This window comes from Halalkalibacter oceani (genome assembly GCF_023715605.1).
GTDB classification, from domain to species: domain Bacteria; phylum Bacillota; class Bacilli; order Bacillales; family Bacillaceae_D; genus Halalkalibacter; species Halalkalibacter oceani.
Genome location: NZ_JAMBOL010000008.1, coordinates 103,165 through 118,699 on the forward strand (window position 1 = coordinate 103,165; position 15,535 = coordinate 118,699).

Here is a 15,535-nt window from a genome sequence, read left to right on the forward strand (position 1 = left end):
AGTTTTTTTAACTAAATGAAATCAGATTGTTCCAACACTTTTTTTCCACTTTCAGCAAGGCGGTATTGCTGAAGCGGGCGACCGAAGCTGTGATAGACGACATCCTTTTGAATCCAGTTCTGCTGCTCGAAGTAGCGCAAGTATTTACGCAGGGACACATGGGAAACGCCTATCATGTCGCTTAATTCAGTTGCCGACTTCCAGCCCTCCTGCGCTGCCATCGCCTGCAAAATCCGGATACATGTTTCCTTCGTAATGCCTTTCGGAAGAACATAGCTGCTTTTCGGCTGTCCTGGCTGACGCGGATAAAAGAAACGGTCAACCTCTTCCTGCCGGAAATGAGCAGAAGACACGGCCATCTCATCCTTGTAATGCAGCAGCGCTTCCTGAAAGCGCTCAAATGTGAACGGTTTGATTAAGTAGTCGACGACGCCGTAACGGTAGCCTGTCTGCACAGATTGCTGGTCATTCGCTGATGTGATCAGAATGACATCGACATTCACATTTTGCGCTCTGATTTTTTTTAAGAGATCGAGGCCGTTTTGGTCATGAATATAAATGTCAAGTAAGACAAGATCAACTTCCGGCTTCTTGACCAGCTGCTCACCCTCTTCAATTGTTGAGGCGCTGCCAAGCCATGAAAAGCCTTCAACCTTTTCAACATATTTACGGTGAAATTTAGCGACAAGTGGATCATCTTCAACGGCTACAATTTTAATCATGCTGCTCATCCCCTGTTTTCTGATTATGTGACGTGATTGGCAGGCTGACGCGAAAGGTCGTTCCGACTCCCGGTTCTGAAGCGACATGATAATTGCCGGCTGCCGCCTGGATCGCCTTGATCATGATCGACAGTCCGTATCCTCTGTTCATTCCCTTCGTCGAGACTCCTTTTTCCACCAGCACAGGCAGGCTCTCCTGCGGAAAGCCGCGACCATTGTCCCGAAGCTGATAAACCATTTCTCCGTTTTCAACTTCAAATGTCAGCTCAACTTGCTTCTCCTCTTGGCCAACCATCGCTTCGACCGCGTTTTCAAGGCTGTTTCCTATAATGGTAATCCAGCGGTCAACCATCACGGGATCGTCCAGTGTCGGCCACTTTCTCGCTCCACGCAGCTCGATGCTAATATTGGCACGCTCCAGCCGCTCCATTTGACTGAATACAAAGCCGGCAATCGCCACATCGTCAATATGGGCCGAGATCCGCCCTGTTTCCTTTTGGTAATTTTGCGACAAATGTTCAACATATTCTTTCAACTCATCATAGGATTCCGTATAAACCATCGCGCTAATAATATGAAGCTTATTCATAAATTCATGTGTCTGCATCCTTAACGTATGAGCGTAGGACTCTACCCCGGAGAGCTGCTTCATCACCGCATCAAGCTCATTGCGGTCACGGAAAGTGACCAATGCACCGACGCATTCCCCGTCAACAATTACCGGCACCGAGCTCGTCATCATGTCAAACTGCCCGAGCTGAACAACCTGATCGTAGACGGCTTCCTTGTTTATAATTTGCGGCTCAAGGGTAAGAGCGGGCCACACCTTACTGATCGGCTCTCCCGTCAAGCTTCCTTGATAGCCTGCCGTTCGTAATAATTGTTCGGCTGCCCGGTTTGTGATAATGATTGTCTGATCGGCATTGACCGCCACGATTCCTTCCCCGACACTTTCCAGCATCGCCTCGCGCTCCTGCATCATTTTGGCAATCTCCCACGGTTCAAGATTGAATAAAGTTTGCTTCAGCCTGCTTGCCAAGACGTAGGAGCCGAGCAGACCAAGCATCAAACTGATCGCCGTCCCGAAAAAAGTGCTGCGAATGCTTTCCCATACAGCTCCATCAATGAATTCTGTGGAAATGCCGACCGAAACGGCGCCGATTTGCCGGCCTTGATGAAACACCGGCTCAAAAGCCCGCATCGATGGACCCAACGTCCCAACCGCTTCCGACGTATAGGTCTTTCCTTCGAGGACATCTCCGACATCACCGCCAACGAAATGCTGACCAATCCGTTCTTCCACTGGATGGGTCAAACGGACTCCCTCCATGTCAACAATGACGATATATTGCAGCTGATGACTTTCGCGTATGCTTTTTGCCAAATTCCGTAGCTCCTCACTCGCTTCGCCGGCTTCAAGCGCCTCTGCGACGAGCGGCATTCTCGCAAAGTGACTCGCACTTAAGCTTGCTTTGCTGGCGAGTGCTTCTTTCGTCTGAACAGCTTGACCATAGCCGATCACCAGCCCCATCACAAGCAGCGTCAGGCATAGTAAGCCACTGGAAAATAACATCATCTGATAAGTAAGTGGAAGACTTCTTTTCCTCATAAGCTGCTCTCTCCTCGTTCAACATTCTTCAACCTTTTAAAAATACCATAATTTTGCTTGAAGAAAAACGAAGAAGACATGCGAGCGAGCATCGCCCCAGCTAGTTGATCATTCTCCGCAGCTTCACGATGACAACGTCCGTACCTGACTGACAGCCTCTTAACAGATAGAAAGCTTCCTCATTACCGCGCTCCTCCCGAATGATGCCATTACAGCTCATTTCTGCTTTCACCGGCCCCGAGCCTCTGTATTGATCCTCGGAACGATCGACCTCAATCTTTATTTTCTCTCCGTCATACTCAAGATCATATAATAGTGGATCCCCTTCATTTGTATATTCAACAATCCGCACCTGGTCAGGCGTCTTCCCCTCGACCTTTGTTAAAAACGTCTGCAAAACAGCAACGTTATAGACATCTCCGTGTACGTTGATCACATCGCCATTTTCAATCCCCTGCTCAAAATCGTAGGAACAGGCAGCTAACGTGACCGTCATCACCAAAAGCATCGCGTACATTAAACGGTTCATCTTATCCCCCCTTGAATAGAACGACTGTCCCTGCTTGAAAGTTGCCGTATCATAATCAGTAAAATAAAAGGGGCTCAGACAAAAGGTTGTTTTCCCTTTTGCCCGGCCCCTAAAGTCACGATGATGACTGCTTTATTCTGATTCAATGAAAGCGACCAACGCTTCCAATGCTTCTTCCTCGTCTCTGCCCTCCGTCACAAGCGTAATTTTCGCTCCGTGGCCAACGGCAAGGCTCATTAAGCCCATAATACTTTTCGCGTTAACTTTCTTGCTCTCTCTTTCAATGTAAACATCTGAATTAAAACGGTTCGCTTCCTGTACGAACAATGCAGCCGGTCTGGCCTGCAATCCTGTTTTTTTCTTAACAACTACCTCTTTTTTTACCATAATTGTATTCCTCCTTAGCTTTATTCGTTTATTTTTTTGCTGTAAACGGTTGCCCATTTCGAAGTTTATCGGCAATTTCATCGATTTTGCGCAGACGGTGATTGACACCCGACTTGCTCACCTTCCCGCTTTCGACCATTTCACCGAGCTCCTTAAGCGTTACATCCTGATGCGCCACGCGAAGCTCGGCAATCTCCCTCAGCTTCGGCGGAAGCTGACTTAAGCCAATTTCACGCTCCAGAAAGCGAATGTTCTCAACCTGCCGCAACGCCGCTCCGACCGTTTTGTTCAGATTAGCGGTTTCACAATTGACAAGCCGATTAACTGAATTTCGCATATCCTTCATAATTCGGACATCCTCAAAATAGAGCAACGCTTGATGGGCCCCAATAATACTGAGAAACTCTGTAATTTTTTCGCTCTCTTTTATATACGTGATGAACCCCTTTTTACGTTCCAACGTTTTGGCATTTAATTGATATTCGTTCATCAATTCACATAATGACTGATTATGCTCGCCATAGAGAGAGAAGATCTCAAGATGATAAGAGGACGTTTCCGGATGATTGATCGAGCCTCCCGCGAGAAAAGCTCCCCGCAAATAGGCGCGCTTGCAGCATGGAGATTTCGTAATTTCCTTTGAAATCGTCCGGACAATGACGAATCCTTCCTCTAAAATACCCAAGTCCTCTAAAAGCATTTTCGCCTCATGCTTCATCCGCACAAGGTAGACGTTATTTTTTTTCAGTCTCATTTTCTTACGAACGAGCAGCTCGACAAAGATTTCAGCATACAGTCTTTTGATCAGGACATAAATCCGTCTGGCAATCGCGGCATTTTCCGTTGTGACATCTAAAACGAGCTTCTTTTGATTAAAGGAAAGCGACCCGTTCATCCGAATGAGTGCGGCCAGCTCCGCTTTTGCACAACAATCCTCTTGTTCAAGCTGCGTTAATTCTTTTTTTGTGGTCGCGGCAAAAGACACAGTACTCACTCCTTTCGGCCGAGGGCGGCAGCTTTGCTACCTTCCGAGCAGCCAACCTCTTGATACGTACTTTATGATGAAAGATTTAGCAGGGCATGGGATACTTTCACAGCATCATGCCGCAGCATATGATGCCACTCCAGGACAAACCGGTCTGCTATAATTTCGACCCCCATATGACGTAACCGGTTCTGATCCACGACAACCTGGCTCGCGCCTTCCTCCGCATACCTTACCTGCAAAGCGGATGAAACGGGTGAGCTGTGGACAAGAATGTCTTCGACAAGCCCCTCTCCGCAATGGTCGACAATCGCCTGCAAATGATCAGCAGCGGAATAACCGTCCGTCTCACCTTCCTGGGTCATGACATTGCATATATACACTTTTCTTGCTTTTGCCTTTCGGATCGCCTGCGAAATTCCCGGAACGAGTAAATTTGGCAGGACGCTTGTGTACAAGCTTCCTGGTCCGAGGACAATCAAGTCTGCTTCCTCAATCGCCTGGATACTCTCCTGCAACGGTTCCACTTCCTCAGGTGTCAGAAAAACACGCTTGATTTTCTTGTGAACCCGCGGAATTTGTGATTCCCCCGTGACAATGCTTCCGTCCTCCATTTCAGCGTGAAGAACGATGCTGCGATTGGCCGCAGGATAGACTTTTCCCCTGACGTTTAACACCTTAGAAAGCTCTGATATCCCCCGAGCAAAATCGCCTGTAATCGACGTCATCCCGGCCAGAAGCAAATTTCCAAGTGAATGACCTGATAAGCCATTTCCGTTTTCAAACCGGTGTTGAAAGAGCTGCTCGACTAAAGGCTCAACTTCCGCTAACGCGACAAGAACGTTGCGGACATCCCCCGGCGGCGGAATATCTAATTCCTTGCGCAGCCTGCCTGAGCTTCCGCCATCGTCGGCGACTGTGACAATCGCCGTAATCGAAACAGGGAATGTTTTCAGTCCTCTCAGCAACACGGACAGGCCCGTTCCTCCCCCAATGACAACAATATTCTTTTTTTTCACGTAATCCTTTCCTTCCCTTTGTCAATATCCCGATGACTGACATGGAGCATATATTCTTCAGAGAAGGCTTTACCGAAATACTCCGCAAGTGTCACCGAGCGATGCTTGCCGCCAGTGCAGCCAATTCCTATGACGACCTGGCTTTTCCCTTCCCGCTTATACTGCGGGAGCATAAACGAAAGAAGATCGGTCAGTTTTTCCACGAATGTTTGCGTTTCCGACCACTTCATCACATAGGAGGAAACCTCCTCCTCCAGCCCCGTTTTCGGACGCATATGGTCGATGTAATGAGGGTTGGGCAGAAAGCGAACATCGAAGACGAGATCAGCGTCAATCGGAATCCCGTATTTAAAACCAAATGACATAATGTTTACCGAAAAAGGATGGCGCTCCGTTGAACAAAAGCGCTGAATAATACGCTCGCGCAATTGAATCGGCTTCAAATCAGTTGTATCAATAATCTGCTGACTTCGCCCTTTCAATTCCTCCAGCATTTCCCGCTCAAGCTGAATCCCTTCAAGTGGAAGACCGTTCGGAGCAAGTGGATGAGAGCGTCTCGTTTCCTTGTAACGCTGAACGAGCTTCGCATCCTTCGCATCCAAATAAACAATCTGCACCTTCAGATTCATATCAGGCGGCTGCGTAATTGAATCAATCGCTTCAAAAAGATGGTCGAAAAACTTTCTGCCGCGCAAATCGATGACGAGAGCGACTTTATTCATTTTTCCGTTTGAGCCGTCAATCAGTTCGACAAATTTTGGAATAAGCGCCGGGGGCAAATTATCAACACAGAAATAGCCAAGATCCTCAAAGCTTTGCATCGCTACAGTCTTTCCGGCCCCTGACATACCTGTAATAATGACAATTTGAATTTCTTCATTTTCCGCTTTCATCGTTTGCTCCCCCCCATCCCTTTTTTATGTATATTCAGGCTCTAAGCGATAAGATAGTAAATCAAAATCCTTCGTATAATAGAACGTGCCAAACATCATCCCTTTTTCCTTTAAAATGTGATGGAAAATATGCTTATCCCCTTCAGCCATCGGCAGATTGCTCACTTCTCCGATTTCCTTCCAGGCAAGCTTTCCTTCAGGAGATGTTGCAAGGAGTTCGCCGGAATAGTCGGTGGCCTGAAAGGTAAACATCATCCACTCCTTAACCGGCTTGTCATTTTCCATGATGATCATCGTCAGCACAGCCCGCAATTGGCAATCTTTAAGCGAAATACCTGTTTCCTCACGAAACTCGCGCTCTGCTGCTTCCTTTATTGATTCTCCCTGTTCCATTTTCCCGCCTGGAGCGACCCACCAGCCGCGTCTCGGCTTTTGTAATAACAGGGCTTTATTTCCTGATGTCAAGATACAGTTTGCTACTCGTTGCAATCCATTCACCTCAGTTCTCCTATCCACTTATTATACAATTAATCCAAACGTCTCACAATTCCTAAGCTATACACTGTGAGAAGAAAAAGTGAAAGTTACACCGGATGTGGAAGGTACACGCACTGAGGTGACAAGCAACAGTATGATGTAAGCCCTTACTTATTTGCGCAGCAAGGAAACTGGAGGAAATGAAGTTAAAAAAAGGGCACGGACGCAAAGGTCCGTGCAACAATTATATAAAAAAGGGGGTCAATTACTTAATCCTATAGTAACCCTTTTTTATTTCACATGTGTTACAGAAGCATTAAGAACGAATGACGTTTCTTATCTTGATCAAGCGTTCAGCTTCTCTTCAAGGCTTTCCAGATAATGCTGGACATTTTGCGCCGCCAAACTACCGTCTCCTGTCGCCGTCACAATTTGCCGTAATGATTTTTCCCGGATATCGCCAGCGGCAAAAATCCCCGGCACCTTCGTTTCCATCTCTTCATTTGTCACGATATAGCCTTCGTCGTTAGTGATTCCCAAGGAAAGCACGCTGCTGTTTAACGGCAGCAATCCAATATAAATAAAGACGCCATCCGTTTTAAATTCGCGCTGTTCTCCTGTTTCTGTACTCTCAAGCGTCACGCTGCCGACCTTGCCATTTTCCGCGTTGATTTCCTTGACGACATGATTCCAGATGAAATCAATTTTTTCATTTTGAAAGGCGCGGTCTTGAAGAATCTTTTGCGCACGCAGCTGATCGCGACGGTGAACAACCGTTACCTTTGAGGCAAAGCGCGTTAAATAGACCGCTTCCTCAACGGCGGAATCGCCGCCGCCGACGACGACAAGCTCTTTTCCTTTAAAGAATGCACCATCACACACCGCACAATAGGATACCCCGCGTCCACCTAATTCCTGTTCCCCGGGAACGCCGAGCTTTTTGTATTCCGCGCCGGTAGCAACGATGACGGCACGGGCCTTGTATTCCTTGCTTCCCGCTTTCACGAGCTTCCATTCCCCTTGATCGACGATTTCTTTAATGTCGCCATACCCATATTCGGCGCCGAATTTCTTCGCATGCTCGAACATTTTATTGGAAAGCTCCGGACCGAGAATATGGTCAAAGCCCGGATAGTTTTCTACATCCTCTGTGTTTGCCATTTGTCCGCCCGGCACACCACGCTCAAGCATGAGGGTTGACAGGTTGGCGCGTGACGTATAGACGGCCGCCGTCATTCCTGCCGGTCCCGCCCCGGCGATAATGACATCATATACTTTTTCTTCAGTCATGGTTCTTCACTCCTTTTCCAGCTTGTACTCACTTTTATCTTTATCCAGTCATATCGTAGCCAAAAAGCGGCCCTTTGTCTAACTTCCTGCTCAGTTATTCAGCCCAAATCTGATACCGTAGCTCACTAAGCGACAGCTTAGATTGTAAAAACCGCTCCGCTTGCCGACACGAAAGCCTCGCAGCCCGTTCAATCAGCTGCTTCGCCTTTTTTTCCTCACCGACATGAGCAAGCGCGACCGCATAACAAAAGAGAAGCGCCGGCCTCTGTTCCAGCTGCCATTGCTGTAATTCCTTCAGCCTCTCATAGGCCTCCTGATAGTGGCCGACCGCGCATAACGTTTCGGCTATTTTGATATAGTGATCTTCCTGAAGAGGATAGACATTTTTTAACGTGCGTATATAATGGTCTGCCTGCTTAGCATCCCCTTTTTCGGTATAAAACAATGCCAGGTTGCAAATGGCGATCAAATTTCCTTTATCCTTTTCCAATACAGCTTCGCATATCGCAAATGCCCGCTGCTCCCCCTGTCTGAACAAGGCCTCCGCCAAATGGTTGTGAGCGGCCCAGCAGGTTGGATGATCGTTCACAATCGCTTGCAGAATCGGAATGGAAGATTGAACTTCCCCTTTTCGCAGCAGTCTATGGGCATGCTCATGTCTGGCAACCAGCTCATCCTCCTGCGCGTCCAATTCCTCCCAGTCGTCGTCCTCTTCCCGTTCAAACCGCAGCAAGTCGAGCAATTCATACGCATCCGCAGAGAAACGCTCATTCGGATGAAGCTCTAAATAGCGCAAAGTGGCACGTTCCGCTTGTTCAAACAGACCTAAATAAGCGTAATTATTGGCCATGAAAAAATAACATTCCGATAATTTGTCCCCTCTTTCATTCAGGACATCGTGCAAAATATCATTGGAACGCTCATATTCGCCGAGCTCCGAGAGCACAGCCGCGAGCTGAATGCGAAAGACAGGCTCCTGAGCTGTGAGCTTTACCGCTCGTTCAAAAAGCCTGACTGCTTTTTGCAAATGATTTTTGCGGTAGGCCTCAAGTCCGCGTTGAAAAAAATAATCGCCGTTTTGATACAATGGAACGACCTTGCGTTTGTTTTGTTCATTTTGTGGTGTTACATCCATGAAGTTATGGTCCTCCAGCTTCTCATCATACCACCTAGTATACATCATTTTAACAATGAACAGTACTATGTTGTTCGATAACACGTCTATCAAAAAGCTTCCGAAAAAAATGACGAATTGTAAAATAAAAAAACATGAGCTGCAGCAGTTCATGTTTTTGGCAAAGACTATTCATATTAATCAAATTTCCGGTGCTTATTTGCCCGCTACTGTGGGTAGGAATGAACAATCGTACCATCATGATCGTACGCGGTTATTGAAAAAGACAGGATCTCTTCGTCGGTCATTCGTAAAAAAAGACGTGTCTGATCAGTTCCGGTGATAAAATCAGTGATTTCATACAGGTTCTCATTTTGTTCGACAATCACTTTATTGACAGCAGGATTGTCAATCATCCCAAAGAAAAAAGACTTATTTTCATTTGAGCCGGCATCTGAATAACCCGCGCCCCCTAACACGACAGTTGAGTCTGTCTCTTCGATTGGAATACTTCCCAACAAAGCCTCACCTTGGTGAAAGTCAACTAGATCCCACGTCCCGAACAGATTCTTTTCTAATCTCCCAAGTTGGAGAAAGTCGCTCGTTCGAAAAAAGACAAACCAGTCATCATCGATCTGCTCAATGGCAAGAACATCCGTCACCTGCATCGTCCACGGTTCCGTTATTCGATAGATGTCCCCTTCGTGCGGATCACGTTGATGAAGAAACACGTAAAACAAGAAGAGACATACGATTATAGATGAGATTATTAGCTTTCGTCTCATTGATTTTCTCCTGGCTAGTTTTGTCTTTTACCCAACTTAGCCAAGCCTGCCATCCGTGTAACACGCGAAGCCGGCGCCCTTCCTCGAATCTACCTGAAAGTTTTATACTTTCTTAGCTCATAAAAAAAGCCAAAACCGGGCTTTCCCTCGCTTCGCTCTGCCTGTCTTCACCAGAAAATCACTGGTGAAGAACTGTTGGGGCAGGCTTCGCTGGAGGGGTCGCTCATAAAAAAAGCCTAAACCGGGCTTTCCCTCGCTTCGCTCTGCCCGTCTTCACCAGAAGAGCACTGGTGAAGAACTGTTGGGGCAGGCTTCGCTGGAGGGGTCGCTCATAAAAAAAGCCTAAACCGGGCTTTCCCTCGCTTCGCTCTGCCCGTCTTCACCAGAAGAACACTGGTAAAGAACTGTTGGGGCAGGCTTCGCTAGAGGGTTCGCTCATAAAAAAAGCCTAAACCGGGCTTTTTTTATGAGCTGCTGTGGCGTTCTTCGAGGACGCTTAGGACTTGGTCGAGGGGGAGTTTTTGTTCGCGCAGAAGGACGAGAAGGTGATAGAGGAGGTCGGCGACTTCCCATTTCAACTCTTCGTGATCGCGGTTTTTCGCGGCGATAATCACTTCGCCCGCTTCTTCTCCTACTTTTTTCAGGATTTTGTCGACGCCTTTTTCAAATAAATACGTCGTGTAGGCGCCCTCTGGCATTTCCGCTTCCCGTTTGGCGATAACCTGCTCCAGCTCATTAATAATCGCAAAGCGGTCTTGGCTTGTCTCGTTCTTTTCCTCCGTCAGCAAGGAGTCACTAAAGCACGAGTACACACCTTTATGGCAGGCCGGGCCGGCCGGTACTACAAGGACGACAAGCGCGTCGGCATCGCAGTCAAAGCGGATATCAACAATTTTCTGCGTGTTGCCGGAGGTTGCCCCTTTGTGCCACAGCTCCTGGCGCGAGCGTGAATAGAACCATGTCTCCCTCGTTTCCAGCGATTTCTCGAGCGACTCCTTGTTCATATAAGCTAACGTCAGCACTTCCTTGCTTTGGGCATCCTGGACGATTGCCGGAACGAGGCCGTTCTTATCAAAGTTGATCTCTTGCGTTGTCATCGTATGCTCACTCCCTGCTCTTTTAAGTACCCCTTGACCTGGGCGACTGATGTTTCTTTATAATGAAAAATCGAAGCTGCCAGCGCTGCGTCCGCCTTCGCTTCCTGAAAAACAGCGGCGAAGTCTTCCTTTTTCCCTGCCCCGCCGGAGGCAATCACGGGCACGGTCACAGCTTCGCTGACTGTTTTCGTTAAGGCCTGATCAAAGCCGGTCTTCGCTCCGTCCTGATCCATGCTCGTCAGCAAAATTTCTCCTGCTCCAAGCCGGACGGCTTCGCGCGCCCAAGCGACAACCTCCCAGTCAGTCGGTGTTCGTCCGCCATGGGTGTAAATCCGCCACGAACCAAGCTCGGCATCATACTTCGCATCAATCGCGACGACGATGCATTGCGAACCAAAAAAGTCCGCACCCTCGCGAATCAGCTCCGGACGCTTGACAGCCGCTGTATTAAGCGACACTTTATCGGCGCCGGCGCGCAGCACGCGCTTCATATCGGCAAGAGAGTTGATCCCGCCGCCGACCGTAAACGGAATCGCCAGCGTCCCCGCCACCTGCTCGACGACTTCAATCATCGTTTCCCGGCCTTCATGCGAGGCGGAAATATCAAGAAAAACGAGTTCATCGGCGCCTTCCTGATCGTAAAACGCCGCCAGCTCGACCGGATCGCCGGCATCGCGAAGATCGACGAACTGCACGCCTTTCACAACGCGTCCTTCTTTTACATCAAGGCAAGGAATAATACGTTTTGTCAGCATTCTACTCCTCCCCTTTCAACGCCTCGGCAAGCGTAAACTGATTCGTGTAGAGCGCCTTTCCGACAATCGCGCCGCTCACTCCGCGCTTCGAACGTTGACGAAGCTCCGTTAAATCCGCTAATGAGCTGACACCTCCGGAAGCGATGACCTGCTTTCCTGTTGCTTCAGCGAGCGCCGTAATCGCTTCTGTGTTCGGCCCTGATAGCATTCCGTCACGTGAAATGTCGGTAAAAATAAACACCTCTGCTCCGAAGCGGGCCAGCTCCTGCGCCAGCGTCTCAGCTTTAACAGATGACGTTTCCAGCCAGCCTTCCGTCGCGACATAGCCGTCCCGCGCGTCGAGACCGATCGCAATCCGTTCTCCTCCATATGTAGCGAGCATCTCTTTCGTAAATGCCGGATCGTTGACGGCGACACTGCCAAGAATGACACGGTCGACTCCTTGATCGAGATAATAAGCGACATCGTCCGCTGTGCGGATGCCGCCGCCAACCTGGACCCGGACGTCTAGCTCTTTGGCGACCCGAAGAACATACTCATGATTAATTCTTTTTTTTGCCTTGGCCCCGTCCAGATCGACCATATGAATCCATTCCGCTCCCTCTTCGACAAACTGCTGCGCCATCGCGAACGGAGAATCGCCATAGACGGTTTCCTCATTATAATCGCCCTGCTTCAGTCGAACGCACTTCCCGTCACGCATATCAATTGCTGGATAAATGACAAACTTACTCACTTTTTCTGCCTCCTTGTGCGACTAGCTCACCAAAATTGCGAAGAATGCTCATCCCGACATGGCTGCTTTTTTCCGGATGAAATTGAGTGCCGAGGACGTTGTCCCGTCCGACGACCGCCGGAACGGTTCCGTCATACTCACTCGTCGCAATGAGCACATCGCGGCTTCCTTCCTTGACGACATATGAATGGACAAAATAGACATGGCCTTCTTCGACATTTCTGAGCAGCGGATGGCCCGGCTGCTGAAACGTCAGCTTGTTCCACCCCATATGCGGCACTTTGTAGCTTGCGCCATCAGCCGTCTGCCCGCTGAAGCGCTCCACACGTCCCGGCAGCAGCTTTAGCCCTTCCGTCAGTCCGTGTTCATCACTTTCTTCAAATAAAAGCTGCATGCCAAGACAAATACCAAGCAGCGGCTTGCCAGCCTCGGCCCATTCCCGTAAAAAGGAGCTAAGTCCCATTTGATTCAATGTCGCCATCGCATCAGGAAAAGCCCCGACTCCAGGCAGCAGCAACCCGTCCGTTTTTTGTAAAACATCACTATCATCCGTTAAGACATACGGCAGTTCAAGCCGTTCGAGCGCTTTGCTGACACTATGCAAATTTCCCATTCCGTAATCGACGATGCCAATCATGTTTTATAACAATCCCTTCGTTGACGGGACGCCTTTCACCCGTTCGTCTATACTTGTTGCTTCATCGAGAGCGCGTGCCAATGCTTTGAATACCGCTTCAATCATATGATGCGTATTAAAGCCATAATGCACGATGACATGAAGGTTCATCCGCGCCTCAAGCGCCAGCTTCCACATAAATTCATGGACGAGCTCCGTATCAAATGTCCCTACCTTCTCTTTTGGAAATTCAGCGCGAAACTCCAAATGAGGACGATTGCTTAAATCAACGACAACCTGGGCTAACGTTTCATCCATTGGCACAAAGGCGTTGCCATAACGGCGAATCCCTTTTTTATCGCCGAGCGCTTCCTTGATCGCCTGTCCGAGGACGATGCCGATATCTTCTGTTGTATGATGGTCATCGACATCCGTGTCCCCATTCGCTTCCACCATTAGGTTGTAATGACCATGCTTTGTGAACAAGTCGAGCATATGTGTTAAAAACGGAACCCCCGTCTCAAGCTCAGATTTTCCTTCTCCGTCAATTGTAAAATCGAGCTTGATTTGCGTTTCACCTGTATTGCGTTCAATTTGTGCGCGTCGCTCTGTCATTTGTTTCCCTCCAACCTGATATCAATTGCTCTGGCGTGAGCTTCGAGTCCTTCCAAGCGGGCGAGGGCGGAAATTTTCGAACCGTTCGCCTCCAAGGCTTCTTTACTGTAGGCAATAATACTTGATTTTTTAATGAAATCATCAACATTTAACGGACTGGAAAAGCGCGCCGTGCCGTTCGTCGGCAGGACGTGATTCGGTCCGGCGAAATAGTCTCCGACCGGTTCCGAACTATACGAGCCGACAAATATCGCTCCGGCATGACGGATTTTACCGACAAGGTTCATCGGCTCCTTCGTCAACAGCTCCAAATGCTCAGGCGCAAGCTCATTGACGACATGAATGGCTTCGGCGATGTCCCGCGCTACATAAATGACGCCGTAATCGCGAATCGAGGCGGCAGCAATGTCTTTCCGTGGCAAAAGCGCCAGCTGTTTTTCGACTTCTACTGAAACTTGTTCCGCCAGCTCGTTTGAGGTCGTCACGAGCACGGCCGAAGCTCGTTCATCATGCTCGGCCTGTGAGAGCAGATCGGCGGCAATATACCCCGGGTCGCCTGTCTCATCCGCCAGTACGACAATTTCGCTCGGGCCGGCGATCATATCGATATCGACCTTGCCGAATACCGCCCGCTTTGCCAAGGCGACGTAAATATTGCCTGGTCCGGTAATTTTATCAACCGGTGTGATGCTTTCCGTTCCGTAGGCAAGCGCAGCGACCGCCTGGGCGCCGCCAACCTTGTAAATTTCCTCCACGCCCAATTCACTTGCGGTTACAAGCACACCGGCCGGCAAGCTTCCATCAGCCTGCGGCGGCGATACCATGACGATCCGTTTCACCCCTGCAACCTGGGCTGGGATGACATTCATCATAATCGAAGACGGATACGCCGCTTTCCCACCCGGCACATAGACGCCAACTGAATCCAGTGCCGTTATTTGCTGGCCGAGAATCGTGCCATCCTCTTTCGTCGTCAGCCATGATTGCCGCAGCTGCCGCTGATGAAAGTCGCGAATGTTGGTCATCGCTTCACGAAGTGCTCCGATCAGTTCCTCATCCATTTGCGCATAAGCCGCTTCCATTTCCGCTTCTGTCACGCGCAGCTGGTCAAGCTCCGCTCCGTCCAGCGTTTTTGTCAGCGTATAAAGCGCGTGATCTCCCTGCTCGATCACTTGCGTAATAATGTTATCGACAGCATCACGCTGCATTTCTGTTCCTGTATCCAAATCGCGTCTGAGGCTGACCGATGCCTCGACCTTGACCATTCTCATTCCTCTTCCTCCTCAATTAAGCGGGATAGGCGCTCGACCATTTGATCAATCCGTTCATCCTCCATCCGGTAGCTGACCGGATTCACAATTAAACGCGAGGTGATCGGGACAATCGTTTCCAGTTCGACGAGACCGTTCTCTCTTAATGTTTGCCCTGTCGAAACAATATCGACAATCCGGTCAGCAAGACCAATTAACGGGGCCAGCTCAATTGAGCCGTTAAGCTTAATAATCTCCACCTGCTCACCCTGCTCCTTGAAGTACTGCGTCGCTAAATTCGGATATTTGGACGCAACCTTTGGATTGATATCCGACTTTTCATAGCCTGGAAGCCCGGCAACAGCTAAATAGCAGGCGCTGATTCCAAGATCAAGCACTTCGTAGACGTCGCGCTCTTCCTCGATCATGACGTCTTTCCCGGCAACACCGACATCGGCGACGCCGTGCTCGACATAAGTCGGGACGTCCATTGGCTTCGCCAGAATGAAGCGGAGCTTTTCTTCCGGTACATCGACGATCAGCTTGCGCGAATCATCGAACTCGGCCGGGAGATTGTAGCCCGCTTTCCGCAGCAAGTCCACCGCTTCTTCAAAAATCCGCCCTTTCGGCATTGCTACCGTTAACCATTCTGACAT

18 protein-coding genes are annotated in these 15,535 nt (G+C 49.1%); all 18 read right to left on the reverse strand.

Annotated elements, in window-relative coordinates:
• Positions 1 to 11: 11 nt before the first annotated feature.
• On the reverse strand, positions 12 to 722 hold the full coding sequence (locus tag M3202_RS10895) for a response regulator (RefSeq protein ID WP_251223367.1): 711 nt from the start codon (positions 720 to 722) through the stop codon (positions 12 to 14).
• Positions 715 to 2,331, reverse strand: coding sequence for an ATP-binding protein (locus tag M3202_RS10900; protein WP_251223368.1), 1,617 nt, complete (start codon positions 2,329 to 2,331; stop codon positions 715 to 717). The genes M3202_RS10895 and M3202_RS10900 overlap by 8 nt, the downstream gene beginning before the upstream one ends.
• A 100-nt stretch (positions 2,332 to 2,431) precedes the next feature.
• Positions 2,432 to 2,860, reverse strand: coding sequence for a DUF4362 domain-containing protein (locus M3202_RS10905; RefSeq protein WP_251223369.1), 429 nt, complete (start codon positions 2,858 to 2,860; stop codon positions 2,432 to 2,434).
• 132 nt (positions 2,861 to 2,992) lie between these two features.
• A complete protein-coding gene (locus M3202_RS10910; RefSeq protein ID WP_251223370.1) occupies positions 2,993 to 3,247 on the reverse strand; it encodes an HPr family phosphocarrier protein in 255 nt (84 codons plus the stop codon).
• Between the two features lie 28 nt (positions 3,248 to 3,275).
• A complete protein-coding gene (gene whiA / locus M3202_RS10915) occupies positions 3,276 to 4,232 on the reverse strand; it encodes a DNA-binding protein WhiA (protein WP_251223371.1) in 957 nt (318 codons plus the stop codon).
• A gap of 71 nt (positions 4,233 to 4,303) precedes the next feature.
• Positions 4,304 to 5,251: a gluconeogenesis factor YvcK family protein gene (locus tag M3202_RS10920; RefSeq protein ID WP_251223372.1), complete on the reverse strand. Its 948-nt coding sequence runs from the start codon at positions 5,249 to 5,251 to the stop codon at positions 4,304 to 4,306.
• A complete protein-coding gene (gene rapZ / locus M3202_RS10925; RefSeq protein ID WP_251223373.1) occupies positions 5,248 to 6,144 on the reverse strand; it encodes an RNase adapter RapZ in 897 nt (298 codons plus the stop codon). The genes M3202_RS10920 and rapZ overlap by 4 nt, the downstream gene beginning before the upstream one ends.
• 24 nt (positions 6,145 to 6,168) lie before the next feature.
• Complete coding sequence (locus M3202_RS10930; protein ID WP_251223433.1) at positions 6,169 to 6,633, reverse strand: NUDIX hydrolase; 465 nt, start codon at positions 6,631 to 6,633, stop codon at positions 6,169 to 6,171.
• Between the two features lie 333 nt (positions 6,634 to 6,966).
• Positions 6,967 to 7,911, reverse strand: a complete 945-nt coding sequence (gene trxB / locus M3202_RS10935; protein ID WP_251223374.1) for a thioredoxin-disulfide reductase — start codon at positions 7,909 to 7,911, stop codon at positions 6,967 to 6,969.
• 94 nt (positions 7,912 to 8,005) lie between these two features.
• Positions 8,006 to 9,046: a tetratricopeptide repeat protein gene (locus tag M3202_RS10940; RefSeq protein WP_251223375.1), complete on the reverse strand. Its 1,041-nt coding sequence runs from the start codon at positions 9,044 to 9,046 to the stop codon at positions 8,006 to 8,008.
• A 206-nt stretch (positions 9,047 to 9,252) separates the two neighbouring features.
• Complete coding sequence (locus M3202_RS10945; RefSeq protein WP_251223376.1) at positions 9,253 to 9,810, reverse strand: hypothetical protein; 558 nt, start codon at positions 9,808 to 9,810, stop codon at positions 9,253 to 9,255.
• A gap of 464 nt (positions 9,811 to 10,274) precedes the next feature.
• A complete protein-coding gene (gene hisIE, locus M3202_RS10950) occupies positions 10,275 to 10,907 on the reverse strand; it encodes a bifunctional phosphoribosyl-AMP cyclohydrolase/phosphoribosyl-ATP diphosphatase HisIE (RefSeq protein ID WP_251223377.1) in 633 nt (210 codons plus the stop codon).
• A complete protein-coding gene (hisF, locus tag M3202_RS10955; protein ID WP_251223378.1) occupies positions 10,904 to 11,662 on the reverse strand; it encodes an imidazole glycerol phosphate synthase subunit HisF in 759 nt (252 codons plus the stop codon). Before hisF ends, hisIE begins: the two co-directional genes overlap by 4 nt.
• A gap of 1 nt (position 11,663) precedes the next feature.
• Positions 11,664 to 12,398, reverse strand: a complete 735-nt coding sequence (hisA, locus tag M3202_RS10960) for a 1-(5-phosphoribosyl)-5-[(5-phosphoribosylamino)methylideneamino]imidazole-4-carboxamide isomerase (protein ID WP_251223379.1) — start codon at positions 12,396 to 12,398, stop codon at positions 11,664 to 11,666.
• Positions 12,391 to 13,035 carry an imidazole glycerol phosphate synthase subunit HisH gene (gene hisH, locus M3202_RS10965; protein ID WP_251223380.1) on the reverse strand — a complete coding sequence of 215 codons (645 nt, stop codon included), beginning with the start codon at positions 13,033 to 13,035 and terminating at the stop codon, positions 12,391 to 12,393. Before hisH ends, hisA begins: the two co-directional genes overlap by 8 nt.
• A gap of 3 nt (positions 13,036 to 13,038) precedes the next feature.
• Positions 13,039 to 13,629 (reverse strand): imidazoleglycerol-phosphate dehydratase HisB, encoded by a 591-nt coding sequence (gene hisB, locus M3202_RS10970; protein ID WP_251223381.1) that lies wholly within the window; start codon positions 13,627 to 13,629, stop codon positions 13,039 to 13,041.
• Entirely contained in the window at positions 13,626 to 14,900 is a 1,275-nt protein-coding gene (gene hisD / locus M3202_RS10975; RefSeq protein ID WP_251223382.1) for a histidinol dehydrogenase, read from the reverse strand. Before hisD ends, hisB begins: the two co-directional genes overlap by 4 nt.
• Complete coding sequence (gene hisG / locus M3202_RS10980) at positions 14,897 to 15,535, reverse strand: ATP phosphoribosyltransferase (RefSeq protein ID WP_251223383.1); 639 nt, start codon at positions 15,533 to 15,535, stop codon at positions 14,897 to 14,899. The genes hisD and hisG overlap by 4 nt, the downstream gene beginning before the upstream one ends.

Excerpts from the sequence above, each read along its gene's own strand:
- rapZ (WP_251223373.1), bottom strand. The coding sequence starts at position 6,144 with ATGAAAGCGGAAAATGAAGAAATTCAAATTGTCATTATTACAGGTATG.
- M3202_RS10905 (WP_251223369.1), bottom strand. The coding sequence starts at position 2,860 with ATGAACCGTTTAATGTACGCGATGCTTTTGGTGATGACGGTCACGTTA.
- M3202_RS10945 (WP_251223376.1), bottom strand. The coding sequence starts at position 9,810 with ATGAGACGAAAGCTAATAATCTCATCTATAATCGTATGTCTCTTCTTG.
- hisIE (WP_251223377.1), bottom strand. The coding sequence starts at position 10,907 with ATGACAACGCAAGAGATCAACTTTGATAAGAACGGCCTCGTTCCGGCA.
- M3202_RS10910 (WP_251223370.1), bottom strand. The coding sequence starts at position 3,247 with ATGGTAAAAAAAGAGGTAGTTGTTAAGAAAAAAACAGGATTGCAGGCC.
- hisF (WP_251223378.1), bottom strand. The coding sequence starts at position 11,662 with ATGCTGACAAAACGTATTATTCCTTGCCTTGATGTAAAAGAAGGACGC.
- hisB (WP_251223381.1), bottom strand. The coding sequence starts at position 13,629 with ATGACAGAGCGACGCGCACAAATTGAACGCAATACAGGTGAAACGCAA.
- M3202_RS10940 (WP_251223375.1), bottom strand. The coding sequence starts at position 9,046 with ATGGATGTAACACCACAAAATGAACAAAACAAACGCAAGGTCGTTCCA.
- hisD (WP_251223382.1), bottom strand. The coding sequence starts at position 14,900 with ATGAGAATGGTCAAGGTCGAGGCATCGGTCAGCCTCAGACGCGATTTG.
- hisG (WP_251223383.1), bottom strand. The coding sequence starts at position 15,535 with ATGTCAGAATGGTTAACGGTAGCAATGCCGAAAGGGCGGATTTTTGAA.
- trxB (WP_251223374.1), bottom strand. The coding sequence starts at position 7,911 with ATGACTGAAGAAAAAGTATATGATGTCATTATCGCCGGGGCGGGACCG.
- M3202_RS10900 (WP_251223368.1), bottom strand. The coding sequence starts at position 2,331 with ATGAGGAAAAGAAGTCTTCCACTTACTTATCAGATGATGTTATTTTCC.
- M3202_RS10895 (WP_251223367.1), bottom strand. The coding sequence starts at position 722 with ATGATTAAAATTGTAGCCGTTGAAGATGATCCACTTGTCGCTAAATTT.
- hisH (WP_251223380.1), bottom strand. The coding sequence starts at position 13,035 with ATGATTGGCATCGTCGATTACGGAATGGGAAATTTGCATAGTGTCAGC.